The organism is Cupriavidus sp. PET2-C1, assembly GCF_054515855.1.
Genome location: NZ_CM137259.1, coordinates 2,620,669 through 2,643,125, shown reverse-complemented (window position 1 = coordinate 2,643,125; position 22,457 = coordinate 2,620,669). Strand labels below are relative to the sequence as shown.

General features: G+C 64.8%; 18 protein-coding genes. 15 read left to right on the top strand and 3 right to left on the bottom strand.

Translation table 11 applies throughout. From position 1 onward, the window contains the following. The first annotated feature begins 85 nt into the window (after positions 1-85). From ACX12D_RS11945 to ACX12D_RS11930, 4 genes are all read left to right on the top strand, one after another. Positions 86-967, top strand: a complete 882-nt coding sequence (locus tag ACX12D_RS11945) for a polysaccharide deacetylase family protein (RefSeq protein ID WP_459371294.1) — start codon at positions 86-88, stop codon at positions 965-967. Further along, complete coding sequence (locus tag ACX12D_RS11940; RefSeq protein ID WP_459371293.1) at positions 967-1,941, top strand: sterol desaturase family protein; 975 nt, start codon at positions 967-969, stop codon at positions 1,939-1,941. The genes ACX12D_RS11945 and ACX12D_RS11940 overlap by 1 nt, the downstream gene beginning before the upstream one ends. A gap of 162 nt (positions 1,942-2,103) precedes the next feature. After that, on the top strand, positions 2,104-2,979 hold the full coding sequence (locus ACX12D_RS11935; RefSeq protein WP_459371292.1) for an EI24 domain-containing protein: 876 nt from the start codon (positions 2,104-2,106) through the stop codon (positions 2,977-2,979). A 12-nt stretch (positions 2,980-2,991) separates the two neighbouring features. Next, positions 2,992-3,825: a competence/damage-inducible protein A gene (locus ACX12D_RS11930; RefSeq protein WP_459371291.1), complete on the top strand. Its 834-nt coding sequence runs from the start codon at positions 2,992-2,994 to the stop codon at positions 3,823-3,825. A 118-nt stretch (positions 3,826-3,943) separates the two neighbouring features. Here ACX12D_RS11930 and ACX12D_RS11925 read toward each other — a convergent pair whose 3' ends face one another. Then, positions 3,944-4,408, bottom strand: coding sequence for a rhodanese-like domain-containing protein (locus tag ACX12D_RS11925; RefSeq protein ID WP_459371290.1), 465 nt, complete (start codon positions 4,406-4,408; stop codon positions 3,944-3,946). A 571-nt stretch (positions 4,409-4,979) separates the two neighbouring features. Here ACX12D_RS11925 and ACX12D_RS11920 point away from each other — a divergent pair. From ACX12D_RS11920 to ntrC, 4 genes are all read left to right on the top strand, one after another. After that, on the top strand, positions 4,980-6,395 hold the full coding sequence (locus ACX12D_RS11920; protein ID WP_459371289.1) for a 3-hydroxylaminophenol mutase: 1,416 nt from the start codon (positions 4,980-4,982) through the stop codon (positions 6,393-6,395). 133 nt (positions 6,396-6,528) lie between these two features. Then, a complete protein-coding gene (locus ACX12D_RS11915; RefSeq protein ID WP_459371288.1) occupies positions 6,529-7,092 on the top strand; it encodes a DUF4124 domain-containing protein in 564 nt (187 codons plus the stop codon). A 4-nt stretch (positions 7,093-7,096) separates the two neighbouring features. After that, positions 7,097-8,248: a nitrogen regulation protein NR(II) gene (gene glnL / locus ACX12D_RS11910; protein WP_441640959.1), complete on the top strand. Its 1,152-nt coding sequence runs from the start codon at positions 7,097-7,099 to the stop codon at positions 8,246-8,248. Positions 8,249-8,363: 115 nt separating this feature from the next. Next, the gene (ntrC, locus tag ACX12D_RS11905; RefSeq protein ID WP_459374004.1) at positions 8,364-9,908 is read left to right on the top strand and encodes a nitrogen regulation protein NR(I); all 1,545 of its coding nucleotides are present in this window, start codon (positions 8,364-8,366) and stop codon (positions 9,906-9,908) included. Positions 9,909-9,993: 85 nt separating this feature from the next. On the opposite strand, the gene ACX12D_RS11900 is transcribed toward ntrC, so the two are convergent. Next, positions 9,994-10,785, bottom strand: a complete 792-nt coding sequence (locus tag ACX12D_RS11900; RefSeq protein ID WP_459371287.1) for an HAD-IIB family hydrolase — start codon at positions 10,783-10,785, stop codon at positions 9,994-9,996. A 175-nt stretch (positions 10,786-10,960) separates the two neighbouring features. On the opposite strand from ACX12D_RS11900, the gene ugpB reads away from it, so the two are divergent. The 5 genes from ugpB (at position 10,961) to ugpQ (ending at position 16,062) form a co-directional block, all read left to right on the top strand. Continuing rightward, the gene (gene ugpB / locus ACX12D_RS11895) at positions 10,961-12,277 is read left to right on the top strand and encodes a sn-glycerol-3-phosphate ABC transporter substrate-binding protein UgpB (protein ID WP_174423279.1); all 1,317 of its coding nucleotides are present in this window, start codon (positions 10,961-10,963) and stop codon (positions 12,275-12,277) included. A gap of 124 nt (positions 12,278-12,401) precedes the next feature. Beyond that, complete coding sequence (gene ugpA / locus ACX12D_RS11890) at positions 12,402-13,283, top strand: sn-glycerol-3-phosphate ABC transporter permease UgpA (RefSeq protein WP_174423278.1); 882 nt, start codon at positions 12,402-12,404, stop codon at positions 13,281-13,283. A gap of 12 nt (positions 13,284-13,295) precedes the next feature. Beyond that, positions 13,296-14,144 carry a sn-glycerol-3-phosphate ABC transporter permease UgpE gene (ugpE, locus tag ACX12D_RS11885; RefSeq protein WP_459371286.1) on the top strand — a complete coding sequence of 283 codons (849 nt, stop codon included), beginning with the start codon at positions 13,296-13,298 and terminating at the stop codon, positions 14,142-14,144. Positions 14,145-14,210: 66 nt separating this feature from the next. Further along, positions 14,211-15,314: a sn-glycerol-3-phosphate import ATP-binding protein UgpC gene (locus tag ACX12D_RS11880; protein ID WP_459371285.1), complete on the top strand. Its 1,104-nt coding sequence runs from the start codon at positions 14,211-14,213 to the stop codon at positions 15,312-15,314. Between the two features lies 1 nt (position 15,315). Further along, complete coding sequence (gene ugpQ / locus ACX12D_RS11875; protein ID WP_459371284.1) at positions 15,316-16,062, top strand: glycerophosphodiester phosphodiesterase; 747 nt, start codon at positions 15,316-15,318, stop codon at positions 16,060-16,062. Between the two features lie 28 nt (positions 16,063-16,090). On the opposite strand, the gene ACX12D_RS11870 is transcribed toward ugpQ, so the two are convergent. Further along, complete coding sequence (locus ACX12D_RS11870) at positions 16,091-17,752, bottom strand: SulP family inorganic anion transporter (protein ID WP_459371283.1); 1,662 nt, start codon at positions 17,750-17,752, stop codon at positions 16,091-16,093. Positions 17,753-18,175: 423 nt separating this feature from the next. Between ACX12D_RS11870 and ACX12D_RS11865 the strand changes: the two genes are divergently transcribed. Continuing rightward, positions 18,176-21,031 (top strand): 2-oxoglutarate dehydrogenase E1 component, encoded by a 2,856-nt coding sequence (locus ACX12D_RS11865; protein ID WP_441640966.1) that lies wholly within the window; start codon positions 18,176-18,178, stop codon positions 21,029-21,031. 96 nt (positions 21,032-21,127) lie between these two features. After that, positions 21,128-22,381: a 2-oxoglutarate dehydrogenase complex dihydrolipoyllysine-residue succinyltransferase gene (gene odhB / locus ACX12D_RS11860; protein ID WP_441640967.1), complete on the top strand. Its 1,254-nt coding sequence runs from the start codon at positions 21,128-21,130 to the stop codon at positions 22,379-22,381. Positions 22,382-22,457 lie beyond the last annotated feature (76 nt).

Sequence of the window (22,457 nt, the reverse complement as noted above, 5' to 3'; positions counted from 1 at the left end):
TCCGGGAACGCCATGGCGGGCGCGGCATCGAACTAGTATGGCCGCCGCCACTCCAATGCAGTCACAGGAAATCAGGACAGGCATCATGAGCAAGCATTCGCAGTCCCGGTTGCCCCGCGCTTTGGTCCGCGCGGTGGCTGCCGGGCTTGCAGCCACCGGACTGGCGCTGGCCGCCGGGCCGGCCAGTTCGGCGCGCGCGGTGCCTGCCGCCGCGCCCCAGGCCTGCCGCGCCGGCACGCTCTACCTGACCTTCGATACCGGCAGCATGAGCCAGGCGGCGTTGATCGCCGATACGCTGCGCCGGCACCATATCAAGGCTACGTTCTTCCTCGCCAACGAACCCACGGTCAACAAGGACAGCTCGCTCGACCCGGGCTGGGCCGCGTACTGGAAGACGCTGGCCGCCGACGGCCATGTTTTTGGCAGCCACACGTTCGATCACGTCTACCTGCGCGGCGTACGCGACGGCAAGGTCACCATGCGGCCGCAGTTCGGCGCACATGCGGGGCAGGACGTGGTGATGGACCAGCAAAGCTTTTGCAGCGAGCTGAACCGCAGCGCGCAGGCGCTGAAGCACCTCAGCGGCGCGACCATGTCGCCGCTGTGGCGGGCACCTGGCGGCCATACCGCGCCGCAGACGCTGCAATGGGCCGAGCAGTGCGGGTTCAAGCACGTGGCCTGGGCGCCGGCCGGCTTCCTGGGTGACGAGCTTTCGTCCGAGCGTTTCCCGAACAAGGTGCTGCTGGAGCGCGCATTGCGCGGGCTGCGCGACGGCGACATCGCCATGGCGCACCTCGGCATCTGGTCGCGCAAGGACCCCTGGGCGCCCGGCGTGCTCGAGCCGCTGATCAGCGGCCTGGAGCAGAAGGGCTTCTGCTTCGCCACGCTGCGCGAGCATCCCGCCTATCGTGACTGGCTGCGCGGGCAGTCCGCGGCGGTGGCTGGGCAACCAGCCGGGAGCCGCTGATGCTTGACCTGCTCAACGGCTGGATCGGCCAGATTGAAGCCACGCTGTTCCAGGACGTGATCCTGCCGGTGGTCTACCAGCTTGGGCTGGGCGGCTATGCCGAGGACGCCTTCACCGGCACCGAATGGCTGCTGGTCGGGCTGGTGCAGATCGTGGTGATGGTGCTGATCCTCGGGCCGCTGGAAAAGCTGCGTCCGGTCGAAGCCGTGACCGACCGCGCCGCCATTCGCACCGACATCCTCTACACCGTCGTGCATCGCCTCGGCCTGTTCCGGCTGGCCATGTTCTTCCTGCTCGGCCCGCTGATGGACGGGCTGGAAGGGCATCTGCGCCTGCTCGGCTGGCAGCGGGTCAATGTGGAAGACTGGTGGCCGGCAGTGACGTCGATCCCGCTGGTCAGCTTCTTTATCTACCTACTGCTGTTCGACCTGCTCGACTACTGGTACCACCGCCTCTCGCATACCTACCGCTGGTGGTGGAGCCTGCATTCGCTGCATCACAGCCAGCGCCAGATGACGCTATGGAGCGATAACCGCAACCACTTGCTCGACGACATGCTGCGCGACGTGGTGTTTGCGGTGGCGGCGCTGGCGGTGGGCGTGGAGCCTTCCCAGTACGTGCTGCTGGTGGCGCTGTCGCAACTGCTGCAGAGCTTGCAGCATGCCAACCTGCGCCTGCACTTCGGCGCGTTGGGCGAGCGGCTGCTGGTCTCGCCGCGCTTTCACCGCACCCATCATGCGGTTGGCGTCGGCCACGAAGCCATCGGCCGGCCCACCAAGCTGGGCGGATGCAACTACGGCGTGATCTTTCCCTGGTGGGACATGTTGTTCCGCACCGCCGTGTTTACCGACGCCTACTACCCCACCGGTGTGCGCGACCAGATGCCGCCACCGGCAGGCAAGGGGCGCGACTACGGCGCTGGCTTCCTGTCCCAGCAGTGGTACGGGATCAAGCGCCTGTTGCGGCTCGGCTGAAGCGGCGGGGCGCCTGCCGGGGCTGCCACGGCAGGCGCATGCCCGCGCAAGGCGCGCTCCCGCGCCCTGCCATCTTGCGCTAGCGGCGCACGCGTCCCCCGCGGCACTTATGACGTGTGCTAGTCTAGTTGTCCCCGCCTTTGTGGAACCCCAATTTACTGCATGAACGATATTTTTCGCGCGCTAGGCCGTGCCCTGATCAGCCAGCTGCATCCGCGCATGCTGATGCTGACCGTCATTCCCTTCCTGCTCGCCACCGGGCTGTGGGGTGGCCTGCTGCTGTGGGGGTGGGAGCCGATCATGACAGCTGCGCGCGGCGTGCTCGAGACGTCGGTGCTGACCAGCTGGATCTATGGCGCGCTCGACTGGTTCGGCCTGCAGTCCCTGCGCACGGTGGTGGCGCCGCTGTTTGTGATCGCGCTGATGATCCCGTTGGTGATTGCTTCCATGCTGGTCTTTATCAGCTTGTTCTCGGTGCCTGCCGCAGTGCGGCACCTGGAGCGCAGCTATCCGGACCTGGTCAAGGCCGAGGGTGGCAGCATGCTGGGCAGTGTGTTCCAGGCGCTGGGCAGCACCATGGTGTTTCTGCTGCTGGCGCTGGTGACGCTGCCGCTGTGGCTGATCCCGCCTTTCTTCGCCTTGATCCCACCCTTGCTGTGGGGCTGGCTGACCTATCGCGTGATGACCTACGACGCGCTCGCGCAGCATGCCACGCCAGAGGAGCGCAAGACGCTGATGAAGCGCCATCGCATGGCGTTGCTCACCATTGGCGTGGCGGTGGGCCTGCTGGGCTCGGCGCCGACGCTGATCTGGGTGGCTTCGGCCGCGCTGATTTTCCTGTTCCCGTTCGTGCTCGCGGGCACGCTGTGGCTGTATGTGCTGATCTTTATTTTCTCGGCGCTGTGGTTTGGCCATTTCTGCCTGCGCGCGCTGGAGCAATTGCGCGCCGAGCGCGCTGCTGCGGCAGCCGCGGCGGCGCCGGTGGTGGACGTTATCGACCTGGCGCCGTCCGATGTGCGGCGCATTGAACAATCCTGAAGCGAGGGCATCATGGGTTTCGGCCTGATCGTCATTGGTGACGAGATTCTGTCGGGGCGGCGCGAAGACAAGCATATGCGCCGTGCCATCGAACTGCTGGCGGCGCGCGGGCTGGCGCTGGACTGGGCGGAATACGTGGGCGACGAGCGCGCGCGCATCACCGCCACGCTGCGCCGCACGTTCGCGGGCAACGATGTGGTGTTCTGCACAGGCGGCATCGGCGCCACGCCCGATGACCACACCCGGCAGTGCGCCGCGGCCGCGCTCGGCGTGCCGCTGGCACTGCATCCGGATGCCCGCGAGCAGATCGCCTTGCGCATCGCGGAGACCGCGGCGGGCGATCCCGCCAAGGCCGACCTGAGCCTGCCGGAGAACCAGCATCGCTTCAAGATGGGCGAATTCCCCGCCGGGGCGCGCATCATCCCGAACAGCTACAACCGCATCCCGGGTTTTTCCGTGGCCGACCATCATTTCATGCCTGGCTTCCCGGTCATGGCGTGGCCGATGATGGAATGGGTGCTGGATACCTACTATTCCCACCTGTTCCATCAGGCGGTGCAAGTGGAGCGGTCGTTCCTGGTGTTCGAGGCGCCGGAATCCACGCTGACGCCGCTGATGGAACGGGTCGAGGCCGCCTTCGAGGGCGTCCGCGTGTTCAGCCTGCCGTCGGTGGGCGACGCCAAGCGCGGCGAGCTCTATGCGCGCCGCCACATCGACCTGGGCGTGAAGGGCCTGGCCGACCAGATCGAGCCGGCCTATGCCATGCTGCGCGAAGGCGTGCAGGCGATGGGCTTCGAGCTGGTGGAGGTCGCGGCGCGGCGCCCGGGAGATCCTGCAGGGGACTGAGCCGCGGGGCAGGCGTGGCCATGCAATGAAAAAACGGGACAGCCATGCTGTCCCGTTTTGCCTTTTTGCGCGATTTATGCGTCTTGTGCGTCTTGTTCGATTCGCGCGTTCCCGAACTTCAGGCGCCGTGCCAGGGCAGGCCGCGGAAGCACCAGCCTTCCACGGTCTTGCGGTGGTGCTGCTCGTCGCGAGCGCCTTCGAAGCCTTCCAGCACGTCCATGGCGAACTGATAGCCGGCTTCCGTGGCGACGCGGGCAGCGTGCTTGGAGCGTGCCGCACTGCGGCACAGGAACAGCACGGGCACATCGGCGGGCACGCGGGCCTTGAGCTGTGCAATAAAGGCGGCGTTCTGCGCACCGCCCGGATAACTGCTCCATTCCACATGCGCCGATTGGGCTTCCGGCAGGTCCGGCCCGCCGATCCAGTCGAGCTCAGCTTGCGTGCGCACGTCCACCATCACGGCGGTGGGGTCGCGCTGCAGCAGTGCAAAGGCTTCCTGCGGGGAGAGGGCGCCGAAGTACGGCAGTTGGTCTTGCTGCTGGCGCTCGCGCGCCGCTTGAAGTAGATCGTCTCGGGTGGTCATCTGGGTGACAAAATCGGTGGGTGAAATGGCATCAGGCAGAGGCTGCCGGATATTTTAGCGCGCCGCGCGTGCTTGCCGGCGGCCTTTGGCCGCGAACGGCAGCGAGCGGCATCGGTTGCGTTGGCTTGGCCGCGCGTGCGGGCATCCTGGTAGCCGCATCTTGCACCGCAAGCAGGCAACGGCGCCCGGCTTGCACCAAAATGTTCTAATTTGGTGCGTTGGCACAAAAATAGTGCATCAAGGCGTTCGAGTGCACGGTTTTGGTGATTTTCGCGGGGGCCGGGGAGAGCCGCTGGCATCCCCGGAATGAGGCGGGAGCTGACCGGGTTTATGCGTATGCCATATGCGGCACCCGAAACGCGCCTGGGCCCCCATATCGTGCCGCCTGGCTGCACTTTTTTCGGGAACGCAGGGGTAACTAGGGGGTTGCCTTGGCATGCTTTCTGCTAACATTCCTCGTCCCTTTCGTGGCCGATCTTTGTGTTGATGCAAATGCCTTTGAGGCGTTGCACAGCGGAGGTCGACGCAAGAATGGCTTTTCTAGATTCAGCCGAATTTCCAGGAGATAGGCATGGCCCACAGCGTTGCAGATGTGATGAAGCTTGTGAAGGAAAACGACGTCAAGTTCGTCGACTTCCGTTTCACCGATACCAAAGGCAAAGAGCAGCACGTGTCGGTACCCGTGTCGCACTTCGATGAAGACAAGTTTGAAAGCGGCCACGCTTTCGACGGTTCGTCGATCGCCGGCTGGAAGGGTATCGAGGCTTCGGACATGCTGCTGATGCCGGATCCGAATACCGCTAACGTCGATCCGTTTTACGAAGAACCGACCCTGATCCTGACCTGCGACGTGGTTGAGCCGTCGGATGGCAAGGGCTACGACCGCGACCCGCGTTCCATCGCCAAGCGCGCCGAGGCTTACCTGAAGAGCACCGGCCTGGGCGACACCGCCTACTTTGGCCCGGAACCCGAGTTCTTCATCTTCGACGGCGTGACGTGGAACATCGACATGCAGGGTTGCTCCGTCAAGATCAACTCGGAAGAAGCACCGTGGTCGTCGGGCAAGGAATTCGAGCACGGCAACAGCGGTCACCGTCCGGGCAAGAAGGGCGGCTACTTCCCCGTTGCCCCGATCGACACGTTCCAGGACATCCGTTCGGAAATGTGCCTGATTCTGGAATCGCTGGGCATCCCCGTGGAAGTGCACCACCACGAAGTCGCCGGCCAGGGCCAGAACGAAATCGGCACCCGCTTCAGCACGCTGGTGCAGCGCGCCGACTGGACCCAGCTGCAAAAGTACGTGATCCAGAACGTCGCCCACACCTACGGCAAGACCGCTACCTTCATGCCGAAACCGGTCGTTGGCGACAACGGTTCGGGCATGCACGTGCACCAGTCCGTATGGAAGGATGGCCAGAACCTGTTCGCAGGCAACGGCTACGCCGGCCTGTCGGAATTCGCGCTGTACTACATCGGCGGCATCATCAAGCACGCTCGCGCGCTGAATGCCCTGACCAACCCGGGCACGAACTCGTACAAGCGTCTGGTGCCGGGCTTCGAAGCACCGGTCAAGCTGGCTTACTCGGCTCGCAACCGTTCGGCATCGATCCGTATTCCGTACGTTGCCAACCCGAAGGGCCGCCGCATCGAGACCCGCTTCCCGGATCCCCTGATGAACCCGTACCTGGGTTTCTCGGCGCTGCTGATGGCTGGCCTGGACGGCGTGCAAAACAAGATCCACCCGGGCGAAGCTGCCGACAAGAACCTGTACGACCTGCCGCCGGAAGAGGATGCAAAGATCCCGACCGTGTGTAACAGCCTCGACCAGGCCCTGGAATACCTCGACAACGACCGCGAGTTCCTGACGCGCGGCGGCGTCTTCTCCAACTCCATGATCGATGCCTACATCGAGCTGAAGATGGAAGAAGTCACCCGCTTCCGCATGACCACGCACCCGATCGAGTTCGACATGTACTACTCGCTGTAAGGCGAGGCGTTGCCAGGTTGTGACCGGGCAACAGTTGCACCAGGAAGGGGCGGCCTCGGCTGTCCCTTTTTGTTTTGTTCGCCGGTTTGATCGCTAGAATGGGGCTCCTTTCCCACCATCCCTGCTGATGTCAATGGACGCGCTCGAATTCCCGCTTTCCTCGCTTCGACCGATGCACCGGTTCAGTGCTTCCATGCACGTATCGGCGGCTGCCTGCGCCATGCTGGCGCTTGTGCTGGTGTGCTGGAGCCGGCCGGCTCCGGCGCAGTCGGACATCTATGTCTGCGCTGGCCCCAACGGCGTGCCTGAATACCGCAACGGCAACGGGGGCAAGGGCTGCAAGCGGCTCAGCCTGCCGGAAGTCACGACGGTGCCGGGCGGCCGCGTGAGCGCCCCTTCGGCAGGCAAGGGTGCCGGGCCCGCGACGGCGCCCGCCGCGTTTCCGCGCGTGGACAGCGCGACCCAGAAAAGCCGCGATGGCGAGCGCCGCGCGGTGCTTGAGCAGGAGCTGCAAAGCGAGGAGGCCAAGCTGGCCGCGCTGCGCGCCGAGTTCAACAACGGCCAGCCCGAGCGCCAGGGCAATGAACGTAACTACCAGAAGTACCTCGACCGCACCGCCACGCTGCGCGACGACATCGCGCGTGGTGAGGCCAATGCCGCATCGCTGCGGCGCGAACTCTCCAATTTGAAGGACTAGCACTATGCGTCGCCTGATTCGCAGCGTCTCGCGCAAGGTGGCTTCGGCCGGGGCTGGCACGCCGGCAGAGGATGGAGCCACGGTGCTGCCATTGGGCGATGTGTCCTACCACCAGGGGCTGGACGTGGTCGCCAACCCCGTGTTGCTGGTGCGCCAGCCAGGCCTGCGCATCGTCTACGCCAATCCCGCCGCCGAGGCTAGCTTCGCGGTGTCGCGCAAAGCCATGGTGGAGCTGTCGCTGGCAGACCTGTTCGGTGCCTCGGAAGAGCTCGGCAGCATGATCGAGACCGTGATCTCACGGCAGTTCGATGCGCGCCGGCAGGATGTGATACTGCATCCGCCCCTGCAGGAGCCGATGCATGCGCACGTGGTGATCGGCGCGCTGGATGCCACGGCCGACACGGTCCTGGTGGAAGTGCTGCCCAACGAGCAAAAGGTACGCAGCGACCGCGAGGAGCGCATCCTCGACCTGACCTCGGCCAACAAGGAACTCATCCGCAATCTGGCGCATGAGATCAAGAACCCGCTGGGCGGCATCCGCGGCGCGGCGCAATTGCTCGAGTTCGAGTTGCCTGACCGTTCGCTGCGGGAGTACACCCAGGTCATCATCAAGGAGTCGGACCGCCTGCAGACGCTGGTGGACCGCCTGCTGGAGCCGCACCGCCATCCGCACATCGTGTCCGACCTCAACATCCACGAGGTGCTGGAGCGCGTGCGCTCGGTGGTGCTGGCCGAATTCCCTTCCGGGCTGGATATCGTGCGCGATTACGACGCGAGCCTGCCAGACCTGCGCGGCGACATGGAGCAGTTGATCCAGGCCGTGCTCAACATCGTCCACAACGCTGCCCAGGCACTTGCGGAGCGCGTGGCGCGGGGCGATGCGCAGATCATCCTGCGGACCCGGGTGGCCCGCCAGGTAACCATAGCGAAGCGATTGTTCAAGCTGGCATTGGACTTGCATGTCATTGATAACGGTCCGGGCATCCCCGAGGATATCCGCGAACGCATCTTCTACCCGCTGGTGTCGGGCAGGGATGGCGGTAGCGGCCTCGGTCTCACACTCGCTCAAACCTTCGTGCAGCAGCACGAGGGCTTGATCGAATGCGAGAGCCGGCCGGGCTGTACCGACTTCCGTATCCTGCTGCCCCTGCATTGATCGCATCGGCGACAGCAATTGGAACTGCCCCAATGATTGCTGCCGACCGGCTTGCCGGCGGTGTGCGGCCAGGTTCACGGAAGACCAAATGACACCGAGCAGACAAGCGACGCACATGAAGCCGATCTGGATAGTCGACGACGATCAATCAATCCGCTGGGTTCTTGAGAAGGCCCTCGCCCGCGAAAGCCTGCTCTCACGCAGCTTCACCAACGTGCGCGATGTACTGGCCGCGCTGGAAGACGACGAACCACAGGTCCTGATCTCCGATATCCGCATGCCGGGTGGCTCGGGGCTGGACCTGCTGCAAGCGCTCAAGGCACGGCACCCGGGGCTGCCCGTCATCGTGATGACGGCGTACTCCGACCTGGATAGCGCGGTAGCGGCCTTCCAGGGCGGCGCCTTCGAGTACCTGGCCAAGCCCTTCGATGTCGATAAGGCGGTCGAGCTGATCCGCCGCGCGCTGCAGGAAAGCCTGCGCGAGGAGGAGCTCGAAGACCGCCTGGTCGACGCGCCCGAGATCCTCGGCCAGGCGCCGGCCATGCAGGACGTGTTCCGCGCCATCGGCCGCCTGTCGCAATCGAACGTGACGGTGCTGATCACCGGCGAGTCCGGTACCGGCAAGGAACTGGTGGCGCAGGCGCTGCACAAGCACAGCCCGCGCGCCAACGGGCCCTTTATCGCCCTCAATACCGCGGCCATCCCGAAGGACTTGCTGGAGTCGGAGCTGTTCGGCCATGAGCGCGGCGCCTTTACCGGCGCGCAGACCATGCGCCGCGGCCGCTTCGAGCAGGCCGAGGGCGGCACGCTGTTCCTCGACGAAATCGGCGACATGCCGTTCGACCTGCAGACGCGCTTGCTGCGTGTGCTGTCGGATGGCAACTTCTACCGCGTGGGTGGCCACAACCCGCTGCGCGCCAATGTGCGGGTGATTGCCGCCACCCACCAGAACCTGGAAACGCGCGTCAAGGAAGGTCTGTTCCGCGAGGACTTGTTCCACCGCCTCAACGTGATCCGCCTGCGCCTGCCGCCGCTGCGCGAACGCCCGGAAGACATCACGCTGCTGGCGCGTCATTTCCTGCAGAAGAGTGCCAAGGAACTGGGCGTGGAGCCCAAGCGCATGTCGGACGAGGCGCTGGCCTATGTCGGCACGCTGCCGTTCCCCGGCAACGTGCGGCAGCTGGAGAACCTGTGCAACTGGCTGACCGTGATGGCGCCTGCGCAGACCATCGAGGTCAAGGACATGCCGGCCGAGATGATCGGCACCGGCACGGCGCCGGGCGGCGGTGCCGGCGCGGCGCGCCAGGCGGAGTTCCGGGCAGAGGGCAGGGCGGACGATGCCGACGGCCATGACGCCGTCGACTACGGCGCCGCGCCTTCCACCCTGGGTGGGGAGCCAGACGCTGCGTTGGCTTACGCCGGCCGCTCGGCTGCGGCCAGCGCGCTGGCCGGCTGGGAGCACCTGCTGGCGGGGGAAGCCCGCGCCATGCTGGAGTCCGGCCAGCCGGAAGTCATGGACGCGCTGACGCGGCGGTTCGAGAAGGCCGTGCTGGAGGCTGCGCTGGGCGTCACCCGCGGACGCCGCGTCGAGGCGGCCACGCGCCTGGGCATTGGCCGCAATACCATCACGCGCAAGCTGCAGGAACTGGGCTTCGATTGAATCGGCTCATGGCCGTAGTGGCAGCGCATAAAAAAACAGCCGGGCTTGCCCGGCTGTTTTTTATTGGCGGCGCGCCATTGGCAGGTCAGCCGCGCGCGGCCAGCAGAAGCTCGGCCATTTCCGCAAAGCCCTCGCCGCAGGCTGCCTCGGTGATATAGGCGGGCTTTGCCGGCAACTGCGGCAGGATGTCGCGGATGTTGGCCACCCCGACCGACAACGGGAAATGGGCAAACATGCTGGCGTCGTTCGCGGAGTCGCCGATAAACAACCACTCCTCCCGCTCGGCATCCAGGTCGGCGCCCAGCAATTCCGCAGCGCACAAACGGCTCATGCTGAGCTTGTCATGATCCCCGAACCAGCCGTTGACGTGGATGGACGAGACCGTGGCGGTCATGCCGGCTTCCCGCATCAGCCCGGCAATGCGCTCAACCGCGGCGGGCGGCAGGGGGGCGACGTCCTCGGCGTGGTCGACGGCCAGGTCGGCGGCGTGCCAGGCCTGGTCGGACGCCAGTGCGCAACCTGGCACCTCTTGCACGATGCGCTTGCCAAGCGCGTGGATGCGCGCCAGGTTGTCAGCCCGGGTGGCCGCATCGTCCAGGTAGCGGATCACCAGCTTGCCCGCGCGCAGGTGCGAGTAGAAGGCGCCGTTCTCGCCGATGATGGCGTCCACCGGCCATAACCGCGTCAGGATCTCGGCCCAGGCGATGCAGCGTCCCGTGACCGGGATCACGTGCAGCCCGGCTGCCTTGAGGCGGTCGAGCGCCAGGTAGGTGGCCGCCGGCAGCCTGCCGTCGGTGGTGATGGTGCCGTCGATATCGGTCAGCACGCCGCGAATCCGGCGCAGCGCCGGGGCGGGAAGGCTTTGTATGGCTTGCATAGCGCGAGATTCTACCCTGTCAAGCTGCCGATAAATCGTTGTCATATTATTGTAATTTAGTGGAAATGCCCGGTTTTCCAATCCAACAAGGCGGGGTAACATCCGCCTGTCACAAAAACTGCATACAGTCGGACGATTTTTGTCCAATGTACAAGATAGAACAGGAGAAATTTCCATGACCGTAAAACGTACCGCGTTGACCCTGGCCGCCTTTGCCATGCTGGCCGGCGCAGGATCGGCCAATGCCGCCGTCGAGATCCAGTGGTGGCATTCGATGGAAGGTGCGCTCAACGAGAAGGTGAACGCGATCGCCACGCAGTTCAATGCCAGCCAGTCCGACTACAAGATCGTACCGATCTACAAGGGCCAGTACGACGAGTCGCTGGCCGCGGGCATCGCTGCCTTCCGCTCGGGCAACGCGCCGGCGATCCTGCAGGTCTTCGAGGTGGGCACGGCTACCATGATGAGCGCCAAGGGTGCCATCAAGCCGGTGGCAACGGTCATGAAGGACGCTGGCGAGAAGTTCGACGCCAAGATGTACATCCCGGCGGTGGCTGGCTACTACACCTCGAACAAGGGTGAGATGCTGTCGTTCCCGTTCAATAGCTCCACCACGGTGATGTACTACAACAAGGACGCCTTCAAGAAGGCCGGGCTGGATCCGAACAAGCCGCCCGTGACCTGGCAAGAGGTGGCCACCGATTCCGCCAAGCTCAAGGCTGCCGGCATCTCTTGCGGTTACACCACCGACTGGCAGTCGTGGGTGCAGCTGGAAAGCTTCTCGGCCTGGCATAACGTCTTGTTCGCTACCGAGAACAATGGCTTCGGTGGCACGGGCGCGCGCCTGGTGTTCAATTCGCCGCTGCACGTCAAGCATATTGCCAACCTGCTCGACATGCAGCAGAAGGGCTACTTTGTCTACGGCGGCCGCAAGGACGAGCCGAAGGCAAAGTTTATTGCCGGCCAGTGCGCGATGCTGACCGGTTCCTCGGCGGCGCTGGCGAATATCCGCAAGAACGCCAAGTTCGATTTCACCGTGGCGCAGCTGCCGTACGAGCAAGGCGTGCCGGGCGCCCCGCAGAACACCATCATCGGCGGCGCTTCGTTGTGGGTGATGGGCGGCAAGAAGGCCGAGGAGTACAAGGGCGTAGCCAAGTTCTTCACCTATCTGTCGCGCCCCGAGGTGCAGGCCGACTGGCACCAGTCGACCGGCTACCTGCCGGTGACGACGGCAGCCTACGAACTCACCAAGAAATCGGGCTTCTATGAGAAGAACCCCGGCGCGGACGTGGCGGTCAAGCAGATGATCGTCAAGACCACCGACAAGTCGCGCGGCATCCGCCTGGGCAACTTCCCGCAGATCCGTACGGTGATCGACGAAGAGCTCGAAGCGGTGTGGACCGGCAAGAAGCAACCTAAGGAGGCACTGGATTCGGCGGTTGCGCGCGGCAATGAATTGCTGGAGCGTTTCCAGAAGACGGTCCGCGAATAAGCGCTGCGGCTTCTTGAGTGTTTGGGAGGCGGAGGCTGTGCCTCCGTCTTTGGTTTGTGCGGCAGCCTCGCCGCACTGGCTATGACTGATGACGCGCCGCGCATAGCGGTGGCTTGGATGCGTGATGGAAAAACGGGTCGTATTCCGATCTTCATGGTTGCCTTATCTGCTGGTGCTGCCGCAGATGGCGGTGACGCTGATCTTCTTTTTTTGGCCGGCCGGGCAGGCGCTGTACCAGTCTGTGCTGCGGCAGGATGCCTTCGGCATTGATCTCCAGTTCGTTGGCCTGGAGAACTTCCGCGATCTGTTCAGTGATGCGCAGTACCTGAACTCGTTTCGCGTCACGGGGGTGTTCGCCGTCGGGGTGACGCTGGTCGGGCTGACGGTCTCGCTGATGCTTGCCTACTTTGCCGATCGCGTGGTGCGGGGCGCCAGTGGCTACAAGATGCTGCTGATCTGGCCGTATGCCGTGGCGCCGGCGGTGGCGGGCGTGCTGTGGATGTTCATGTTCAATCCGACGCTGGGCGTGGTGTCCTACGCGCTGCATCGATTCGGTGTGGACTGGAACTTCCTGCTCAATAGCAACCAGGCCATGCTGCTCGTGGTGCTGATCGCAGCGTGGAAGCAGATCAGCTACAACTTCCTGTTCTTCCTGGCCGGCTTGCAGAGCATCCCTAAATCGCTGATCGAGGCAGCCGCCATCGATGGCGCGGGGCCTTGGCGCCGGTTCTGGTCGATCATATTCCCGTTACTGTCGCCGACCACGTTCTTCCTGATGGTGATCAATGTGGTGTACGCCTTCTTCGACACCTTTGCCATTATCGACGCGGTAACGCATGGCGGCCCCGTCAACGCTACCAATACGCTGGTCTACAAGGTCTACCAGGATGGCTTCCGCGGACTCGATATCGGCGGCTCGGCCGCGCAGTCGGTCGTGCTGATGGGGATCGTGATTGTTCTCACGGTGGTGCAGTTCCGCTACGTGGAACGCAAGGTGCAGTACTGAAGGATTGGCAAAATGGTAGAACGACGACCCTTTCTAGATTTTCTCTCGCACCTGATGCTGGTGCTGGGCGTAGTGGTAGTGGCTTTCCCCGTCTATGTCACTTTTGTTGCCTCGACGCTGACTGCCGACGAGGTGCTGCAGGCGCCGATGACGCTGCTGCCGGGCAGCCATTTTCTGGAGAACTATCGCACCGTGCTGGTCGCCGGCGTGGGCAATGCCGCCTCGCCGGTCTCCACCATGATGTTGAACAGCTTGATCATGGCGCTGGGCATCGCGCTGGGCAAGATCACCATTTCGATCATCTCGGCCTTCGCGGTGGTGTACTTCCAGTTCCCGCTGCGCAAGACCTTTTTCTGGATGATCTTCATCACGCTGATGCTGCCGGTGGAAGTGCGGATCCTGCCGACCTACAAGGTGGTGTCCGATCTCGGCATGCTGGACAGCTACTTCGGCCTGACCATCCCGATCATCGCCTCGGCGACCGCGACCTTCCTGTTCCGCCAGTTCTTCCTGACCATTCCGGATGAGCTGGCCGAGGCCGCGCGCATCGACGGTGCCGGGCCGCTGCGCTTCTTCAAGGACGTGGTGCTGCCGCTGTCCAAGACCAGCATCGCGGCGCTCTTTGTGATCCAGTTCATCTACGGCTGGAACCAGTACCTGTGGCCGCTCCTGATCACCACGCAGAAGTCGATGACGCCGGTGGTGGTGGGCGTCACGCAGATGATCTCCCGCTCCGGGGATGCCGCGACCGACTGGAACCTGGTGATGGCCACCGTGATGCTGGCCATGGTGCCACCCGCGATCGTGGTGGTGCTGATGCAGAAGTGGTTCGTCAAGGGCCTGGTCGAAACCGAAAAATAAGCGGGCGGGGCGGGGCGCTCATTGGATGACGCGCCCGCCACGCTTGCCCAGCGAGAAAGAATAGCAATGGCAAAACTGTCGCTTCGCAACGTACAGAAAACTTACGCCGGCAACGTCAAGGTTGTGCACGGCATCGATATGGAAATCAACGATGGCGAGTTCATCGTCATCGTCGGCCCCTCGGGCTGCGGCAAGTCCACGCTGCTGCGCATGGTGGCCGGGCTGGAAGCCATCAGCGGCGGCGAGGTGCATATTGGCGACAAGGTCGTCAATAACCTCGAGCCCGCCGAGCGGGACATCGCCATGGTGTTCCAGAACTACGCGCTCTACCCGCATATGAGCGTGTACGACAACATGGCCTACGGGCTGAAGATACGCGGCATGGACAAGAGCGAGATCGAGCAGCGCGTCAAGCATGCCGCCGGCATCCTGGAGCTGGCGCCCCTGCTGGAGCGCAGGCCCCGTGCGCTGTCGGGCGGCCAGCGCCAGCGTGTGGCCATGGGCCGCGCGATCGTGCGTGAGCCTGCCGTGTTCCTGTTCGACGAGCCGCTGTCCAACCTCGACGCCAAGCTACGCGTGCAGATGCGCCTGGAGTTGAAAGAGTTGCACCGCCGCCTGCGCACCACCAGCATGTACGTGACTCACGACCAGGTCGAGGCCATGACGCTGGCGGACCGCATGATGGTGCTCAATGGCGGGCGCGTGGAGCAGATCGGCACGCCGCTGGAAGTCTACGCACGCCCGGCCAGCACCTTCGTGGCCAGCTTTATCGGCTCGCCGCCGATGAATCTGGTCCCGGTGGCGCGGACCAACGGCGGGCAGGGCGAAGCGCAGATGCGCGTGGAGCAGAAGCCGGGTGCGCAAGGCGCGCCCGCCACCCTTGGCCACCTGCCGATGGGCCTGCACCTGCCCGAGCGCGCGCTGCTGGGCCTGCGTCCGGAGCATATCGAGCCGTGCGCGGCGCATGAGGCGATCGCCGAGATCGAGGTCCGCCTGGTCGAGGCGCTCGGCGCCGACTCCTTTGCGTATGGCACGCTGGGCGGCCAGCCGGTGGTGGTGCGGCTGGACAGCAACATGCCGGTGCGCGGCGGCGATCGCCTGCCGATCACGGCCACGGCCGAGCACCTGCATTTCTTCGACACCGATTCCGGCAAGCGCATCGAGGCCTGACATGACCCTAGCCGCCTGGCCCTATCCGCGCCATGTCGCCCATCGTGGCGCGGGCAAGCTCGCACCCGAGAACACCCTGGCGGCATTCCGCCACGGCGCATCGTTTGGCTACCGCATGTTCGAGTTCGACGTGAAGCTGTCGGGCGACGGACGCCCGGTGCTGCTGCACGATGCCACACTGGACCGCACCACCAACGGCCAGGGGCGGGCCGATGCGCTGACGCTGGGCGAGATCGCCATGCTGGACGCGGGCAGCTGGCACAGCCCTGCCTATGCCGGCGAGCCAGTGCCCACGCTGGCGGCGATTGCCCGCTATACCCGTGCCAACGGCTTCTTCGTCAATATCGAGATCAAGCCCGTGCCCGGCGCGGAATGGCGCACCGGCGCGGCGGTAGCCCTCGACGCGCAGGCGCTGTGGGCCGGCAGCGATGTGCTGCCGCTGCTGTCGTCATTCTCGGAAGAGTCGCTGGAATCGGCCCGCAAGGCAGCGCCTGGCCTGCCGCGCGCGCTGCTGCTGGACAAGCTGCCGCCCGACTGGCTGGAGCGGCTGCGCCGGCTGGACTGCGTGGCGCTCGATGCCAACCATCGCGAGCTTACCGCCGAGGTCATCCAGGCGGCCCATGCGGCTGGCTTCCGGGTGGCCTGCTATACCGTCAATGACCCGGCGCGCGCGACGGAGCTGCTGAGCTGGGGGCTGGACGCACTGATTACCGACGCGGTCGACCTGATCGCGCCGCGCCAGGACTAGCCCGCCCGGCGGTGCTGGCGCGGCCTGTTCACGCAGGCTGCGCCAACGCGTCGCGCACCGCATCGTCCACGCTCCAGCCGCGCCATATTTCCTCGGGCAGGGCTGGGTTGCGCGCATGCGTCAGCAGGTCGCGCACCTCGTCCTTGACCCGCGCGAGCCGTAGCGGCATGCCGTGGGCCTTCGCGAACACCGCCAGTTCGCCCAGGGCTTCAAGGGCGGTGCCGTCGAGGTCCGACGATTCTTCCAGGCTGAGTATCAGGCCGTACTGGGGATGCTCGCGCGCCAGCGCCTGGCGCACGGTGCCCAGCACGCTATCGATGTTGCCGAAGAACAGCGGTACCTCCGGGCGCGCGATCAGCAGTCCCTTGGGTGCGGTGGCCTCAGGGTGGCGCGCCGTGTCGACGAAGTCGTGGCTATCGGCCCACCGCCCCAGCCAGCTCACCTGCGGGCGCGACAAGCGCTGCAGCAGCATCGCCAGGCTGACCCCGATCGCCAGCAGCAGCCCATGCAGCACGCCCAGCAACAGCACGCCGGCAAAGGCGGTCACCGCGACCAGGCGGTCGCGCCGCCAGTCGAAATAGGGCTTGAGGCTGCCCGGGTTGAGACTGTGCCCGACCGCGCGGATCACGATGGCCGCGAGTACCGGTTCGGGCGTGTGCGAAATCCAGGGGAGCAGGGTGCATACCGCGGCAAAGACCACGGCACCCGCGATCAAGCCGGCACGGCGGCTTTGCGCGCCGGCTGCTTCGTTAGCCGAGGTGGCGGAAAAGCCCGCGCCCACCGGCATGCCCTGGAACAGCCCCGAAGCGAGGTTGGCCAGCCCCAGCGCCGCCAGGTCCCGGTTGGGCGAGACGATGTCGCCGTGGCGCATGGCAAAGGTGCGGATCGAGCCGTAGCTCTCGGCGTACAGGATCAGGGCCAGCGCGGCGGCCAGTTCGCCCACCCGCATCCAGTCGGCCGTGCTCAGGTCCGGCACCCGTGGCGCCGAGAACTGCAGGGCGATGTTGCCGACGGCAGCCACGCCATGTGCCTGGGTCCAGCCGCTGAGGTCGAGCACGATGCCAGCGGCGATGACCAGCAGCGCGCCCGGCATGGCGCGCCAGCGCGCGAACAGGTGCAGCAGCGCCAGCGCAATCAGTGCCACCGCCGCGCCAGCCAGGTTCCAGTGGCGCCAGCTGGCGAGCAATTCCCAGGCCAGGCGCAGGAAGTCGCCGTGCGCCGGATGCACGTCCAGGACCTTTGGGCATTGCTTGAGCACGATGGTCAGCGCCAGTCCCAGCGCGAAGCCGCGCAGCACCGGCTTGGCGATCAGGTTGGAGATCGCCCCCAGGTGCGCCAGCGACGCCAGCAGGAACAGCACCCCCGCCAGCAGGATCACGGCGGCGCCGAGCGCAATGCGCAGTCCGACGTCGCCTTCGGCGGCAGCCGTGGTGGCTGCCAGCAGCACCGCGGCAGACGACGAGGTGGCCGAAACGATCGCAAAGCGGCTGCTGCCAAGCAGGCCGTAGACCAGCAGGCCCGCGAACAGCGCGATCACGCCGGCTTGCGGCGGCAGCCCGGCAATGCCGGAATAGGCTACGGCCTCGGGCAGCAGCAGGCCGGCGATGGCCAGGCCGGCCACCAGGTCCGCGCGCCATGTGGCGAAAGCGGCGCTTGGTGCCGCGGCGTCGGCGGTGGGGGCGGGCATCATTGGCGGGGCCGGGCGCTGGCCCGTGGCGGGTGTGGCAAGAGGTGCACGGATCGCTCCTTTGGTTTCCGGCTCCATGCTATCGAACGCATGGGTTTCGTCGTCTGCCTCGGGAGGCGGTCTTGGCCGCATCGCAACACTGCGGAGCGGCCCGCGCGCGTTACGGCAAAATTCCCTCGGCTCACGTGGCAAACGTGCTATTCTTATGCGAGTGAAGACTTAGGTCCTTCCACGCACAACTGACCCTTTCAGGGCGACTGAACAGATCGGCACCCGCTGCGGTGCCGTTTGCATAATGATGCATTTAATGTGTTTCAGTTGCTGCCCAGAAAGAGTTGTTTGCAATCCGCTAACCGGTCAAGCCGTGTCGCGGAAGGTTGATGAACCCGCTTTATTCCGGCATTCCCGGATAATAGTGAGCGCCCCATGATGCAGCAGTATCAGAGCAATTCGTACCTCTTCGGCGGCAATGCCCCCTATGTAGAAGAGCTGTACGAGGCCTACCTCGAAAATCCCTCCTCGGTTCCCGATAACTGGCGCGCGTACTTCGACGCGATGCAGAACGTGCCGGCTGTCGATGGCTCCAACGCCCGCGATATTCCCCACGCTCCCATTGTCGCCTCGTTCGCAGAGCGCGCCAAGGCGGGCCCGATCAAGACTATTGTTGCCTCGGCCGACTCCGATATGGGGCGCAAGCGCGTCGCTGCCACGCAGCTGATCGCCGCTTACCGCAACATCGGTTCGCATTGGGCAGACCTGGATCCGCTCAAGCGCCAGGAACGTCCGCCCCTGCCGGACCTCGACCCCGCGTTCTACGGCTTCTCCGAAAGCGATCTCGACATCGTCTTCAACGCCAGCAATACGTATTTCGGCAAGGAATCGATGAGCCTGCGCGAGCTGCTCAACAACCTGCGCGAAACGTACTGCAGCAGCATCGGCGCCGAATTCATGTACATCAGCGACCAGGCGCAAAAGCGTTGGTGGCAAGAGCGCCTGGAAACCACGCGTTCCAAGCCGGTGTTCACCCTCGAAAAGAAGAAGCACGTGCTCGACCGCCTGACCGCGGCCGAAGGCCTGGAGCGCTTCCTCCACACCAAGTACGTTGGCCAGAAGCGCTTCTCGCTGGAAGGCGGCGAGAGCTTCATCGCTGCCATGGACGAACTGATCCAGCACAGCGGCAGCAAGGGCGTGCAGGAAATCGTGATCGGCATGGCCCACCGCGGCCGCCTGAACGTGCTGGTCAATACGCTGGGCAAGATGCCGGCTGACCTGTTCGCCGAGTTCGAAGGCAAGCACGTCGATGACCTGCCGGCCGGCGACGTGAAGTACCACAAGGGCTTCTCCAGCGACGTTTCCACCGAAGGCGGTCCGGTTCACCTGTCGCTCGCCTTCAACCCGTCCCACCTGGAAATCGTCAACCCGGTCGTCGAAGGCTCGGTCAAGGCCCGCCAGGAACGCCGCGGCGAACCCGCAGGCCATGCGGAAGTGCTGCCGGTGCAAGTGCACGGCGACGCGGCATTCGCAGGCCAGGGCGTGGTGATGGAAACGCTGAACCTGGCGCAGACCCGCGGCTACGGCACGGGCGGCACGATGCACATCGTGATCAACAACCAGATCGGCTTCACCACCTCGGACCCGCGTGACTCGCGTTCCACGCTGTATTGCACCGACGTCGTCAAGATGATCGAGGCACCGGTGCTGCACGTCAACGGCGACGATCCCGAAGCCGTGGTGTTCGCCATGCAGCTGGCCGTGGACTTCCGCATGGAGTTCAAGAAGGATGTCGTGGTCGACATCATCTGCTTCCGCAAGCTGGGCCACAACGAGCAGGACACGCCGGCCGTTACCCAGCCGCTGATGTACAAGAAGATCGCCCAGCACCCGGGCACGCGCAAGCTGTACGCTGACAAGCTGACCGCGCAGAACCTGGTGGCTGCCGACTTCGGCGACCAGCTGGTCAAGGAATACCGTGCCGCGATGGACGCGGGCAAGCACACGGTCGACCCCGTCCTGTCGAACTTCAAGAACAAGTTCGCCGTGGACTGGATGCCGTTCCTGAACCGCAAGTGGACCGACGCCGCCGACACCGCCGTGCCGGTGACCGAGCTCAAGCGCCTGGCCGAACGCATCACCGCCATCCCCGAACACCTCAAGCTGCATCCGCTGGTCGAGAAGGTGGTGAAGGATCGCGCCAACATGGGCCGCGGCGACCAGCCGCTGGACTGGGGCATGGGCGAGCATCTGGCCTTCGCCTCGCTGGTGGCTTCGGGCTACCCGGTGCGTATCACTGGCCAGGACGCCGGCCGTGGCACCTTTACCCACCGCCACTCGGTGCTGCACGACCAGAACCGCGAGCGTTGGGATGCAGGCAGCTACGTGCCCCTGCAGAACGTGTCCGAGAACCAGGCACCGTTCACGGTGATCGACTCGGTGCTGTCGGAAGAGGCTGTGCTCGGTTTCGAATACGGCTTCTCCACCGCTGAGCCGAACGCGCTCGTGATCTGGGAAGCCCAGTTCGGCGACTTCGTCAACGGCGCCCAGGTGGTGATCGACCAGTTCATCTCCTCCGGCGAAGTGAAGTGGGGCCGCGCCTCGGGCCTGACCCTGATGCTGCCGCACGGCTACGAAGGCCAGGGTCCGGAACACAGCTCGGCGCGCATCGAGCGCTTCCTGCAGCTGTGCGCGGACCACAACATGCAAGTCTGCCAGCCGACCACCCCGGCCCAGATCTTCCACCTGCTGCGCCGCCAGATGATCCGTCTGTTCCGCAAGCCGCTGGTGATCATGACGCCGAAGTCGCTGCTGCGTAACAAGGAAGCGGTCTCGCCGCTGTCCGACCTGGCCAAGGGTCACTTCGAGACGGTCATCCCCGATCACGAAGAGCTGAACGCCAGCAAGGTCAAGCGCGTGATCATGTGCTCGGGCAAGGTCTACTACGACCTGGTCAATACCCGCAAGGAACGCGGCGCGACCGACACGGCCGTCATTCGCATGGAACAGCTGTATCCGTTCCCGCACAAGGCAGTGGCAGCCGAGCTGAAGAAGTACCCGAACGCCAACGAAATCGTGTGGTGCCAGGACGAGCCGCAGAACCAGGGTGCCTGGTTCTTCGTCCAGCACTTCATCATGGAGAACATGGCGGAAGGCCAGAAGCTCGGTTACGCGGGTCGTCCCGCCTCGGCATCGCCGGCGGTGGGCTACTACGCCAAGCACAACGAGCAACAAAAGGCGCTGCTGGATGCGGCGTTCTCCAAGCTCAAGGGCTTTGTCCTGACCAAATGATCGTGGCCAGCATGGCGGCGCGCGCGAAAAGCGCGCACCGCCATGTTTTTTGCCACCTGCCTTAAGCAAAACGAATACATCAAGGAAATTCCAACCATGGCTATTGTTGACGTCAAGGTTCCGCAACTCTCTGAATCGGTTGCAGAAGCAACCATGCTGAACTGGAAGAAGAAGCCGGGCGAAGCCGTTGCCCAAGACGAAATCCTGATTGAAATCGAGACCGACAAAGTCGTGCTCGAAGTGCCGGCCCCGTCGGCTGGCGTGCTGTCGCAGATCATCCGCAACGACGGCGACACCGTGGTTGCCGACGAAGTGATCGCCAAGATCGACACCGAAGCCACCGCTGGCGCCGTCGCTCCCGCCGCTGCCGCACCGGCACCCGCTGCCGCCGCCCCGGCCGCCGCAGCCGCTCCGGCAGCAGCCGGCGCCGTGGCCATGCCTTCGGCAGCCAAGCTGATGGCCGAAGGCGGCCTGTCCGCAGGCCAGGTTGCAGGCACGGGCAAGGATGGCCGCATCACCAAGGGCGACGTGCTGGCCGCGACTGCCGCGCCCGCTCCCGCACCGGCCGCCAAGGCAGCACCGGCTCCGGCCGCTGCCAAGCCGGCGCTGCAGCAGGTTTCCGCCCCGGTGGACTTTGCCGCCCTGGGCGACCGCCCGGAAGAACGCGTGCCGATGAGCCGCCTGCGCGCCCGTATCGCCGAGCGCCTGCTGCAATCGCAAAGCACCAACGCCATCCTCACCACCTTCAATGAAGTGAACATGAAGCCGGTGATGGACCTGCGCAACAAGTACAAGGACCGCTTCGAGAAGGAGCACGGCGTGAAGCTGGGCTTCATGTCCTTCTTCGTCAAGGCCGCGGTCCACGCGCTGAAGAAGTTCCCGCTGATCAACGCCTCGATCGACGGCAACGACATCGTCTACCACGGCTACTTCGACATCGGTATCGCCGTGGGCTCGCCGCGTGGCCTGGTGGTGCCTATCCTGCGCAACGCCGACCAGATGAGCCTGGCCGAGATCGAGAAGAAGATCGCTGAATTCGGCGCCAAGGCCCGTGACGGCAAGCTGTCGCTGGAAGAACTGACCGGTGGTACGTTCTCGATCTCCAACGGCGGTACCTTCGGCTCGATGCTGTCGACGCCGATCATCAACCCGCCGCAATCCGCGATCCTGGGCGTGCACGCCACCAAGGACCGCCCGGTGGTGGAAGACGGCCAGATCGTGATCCGTCCGATGAACTACCTCGCCATGTCCTACGACCACCGCATCATCGACGGCCGCGAAGCCGTCCTGGGCCTGGTCGCCATGAAGGACGCGCTGGAAGATCCGGCACGCCTGCTGCTGGACCTGTAATCATCTGCAAAGCCTGAGGTCTTGCCCGCGTTTCTCCCGCCGTGTCCGTCATCGGGCGCGGCGCTGGCGGGCATGA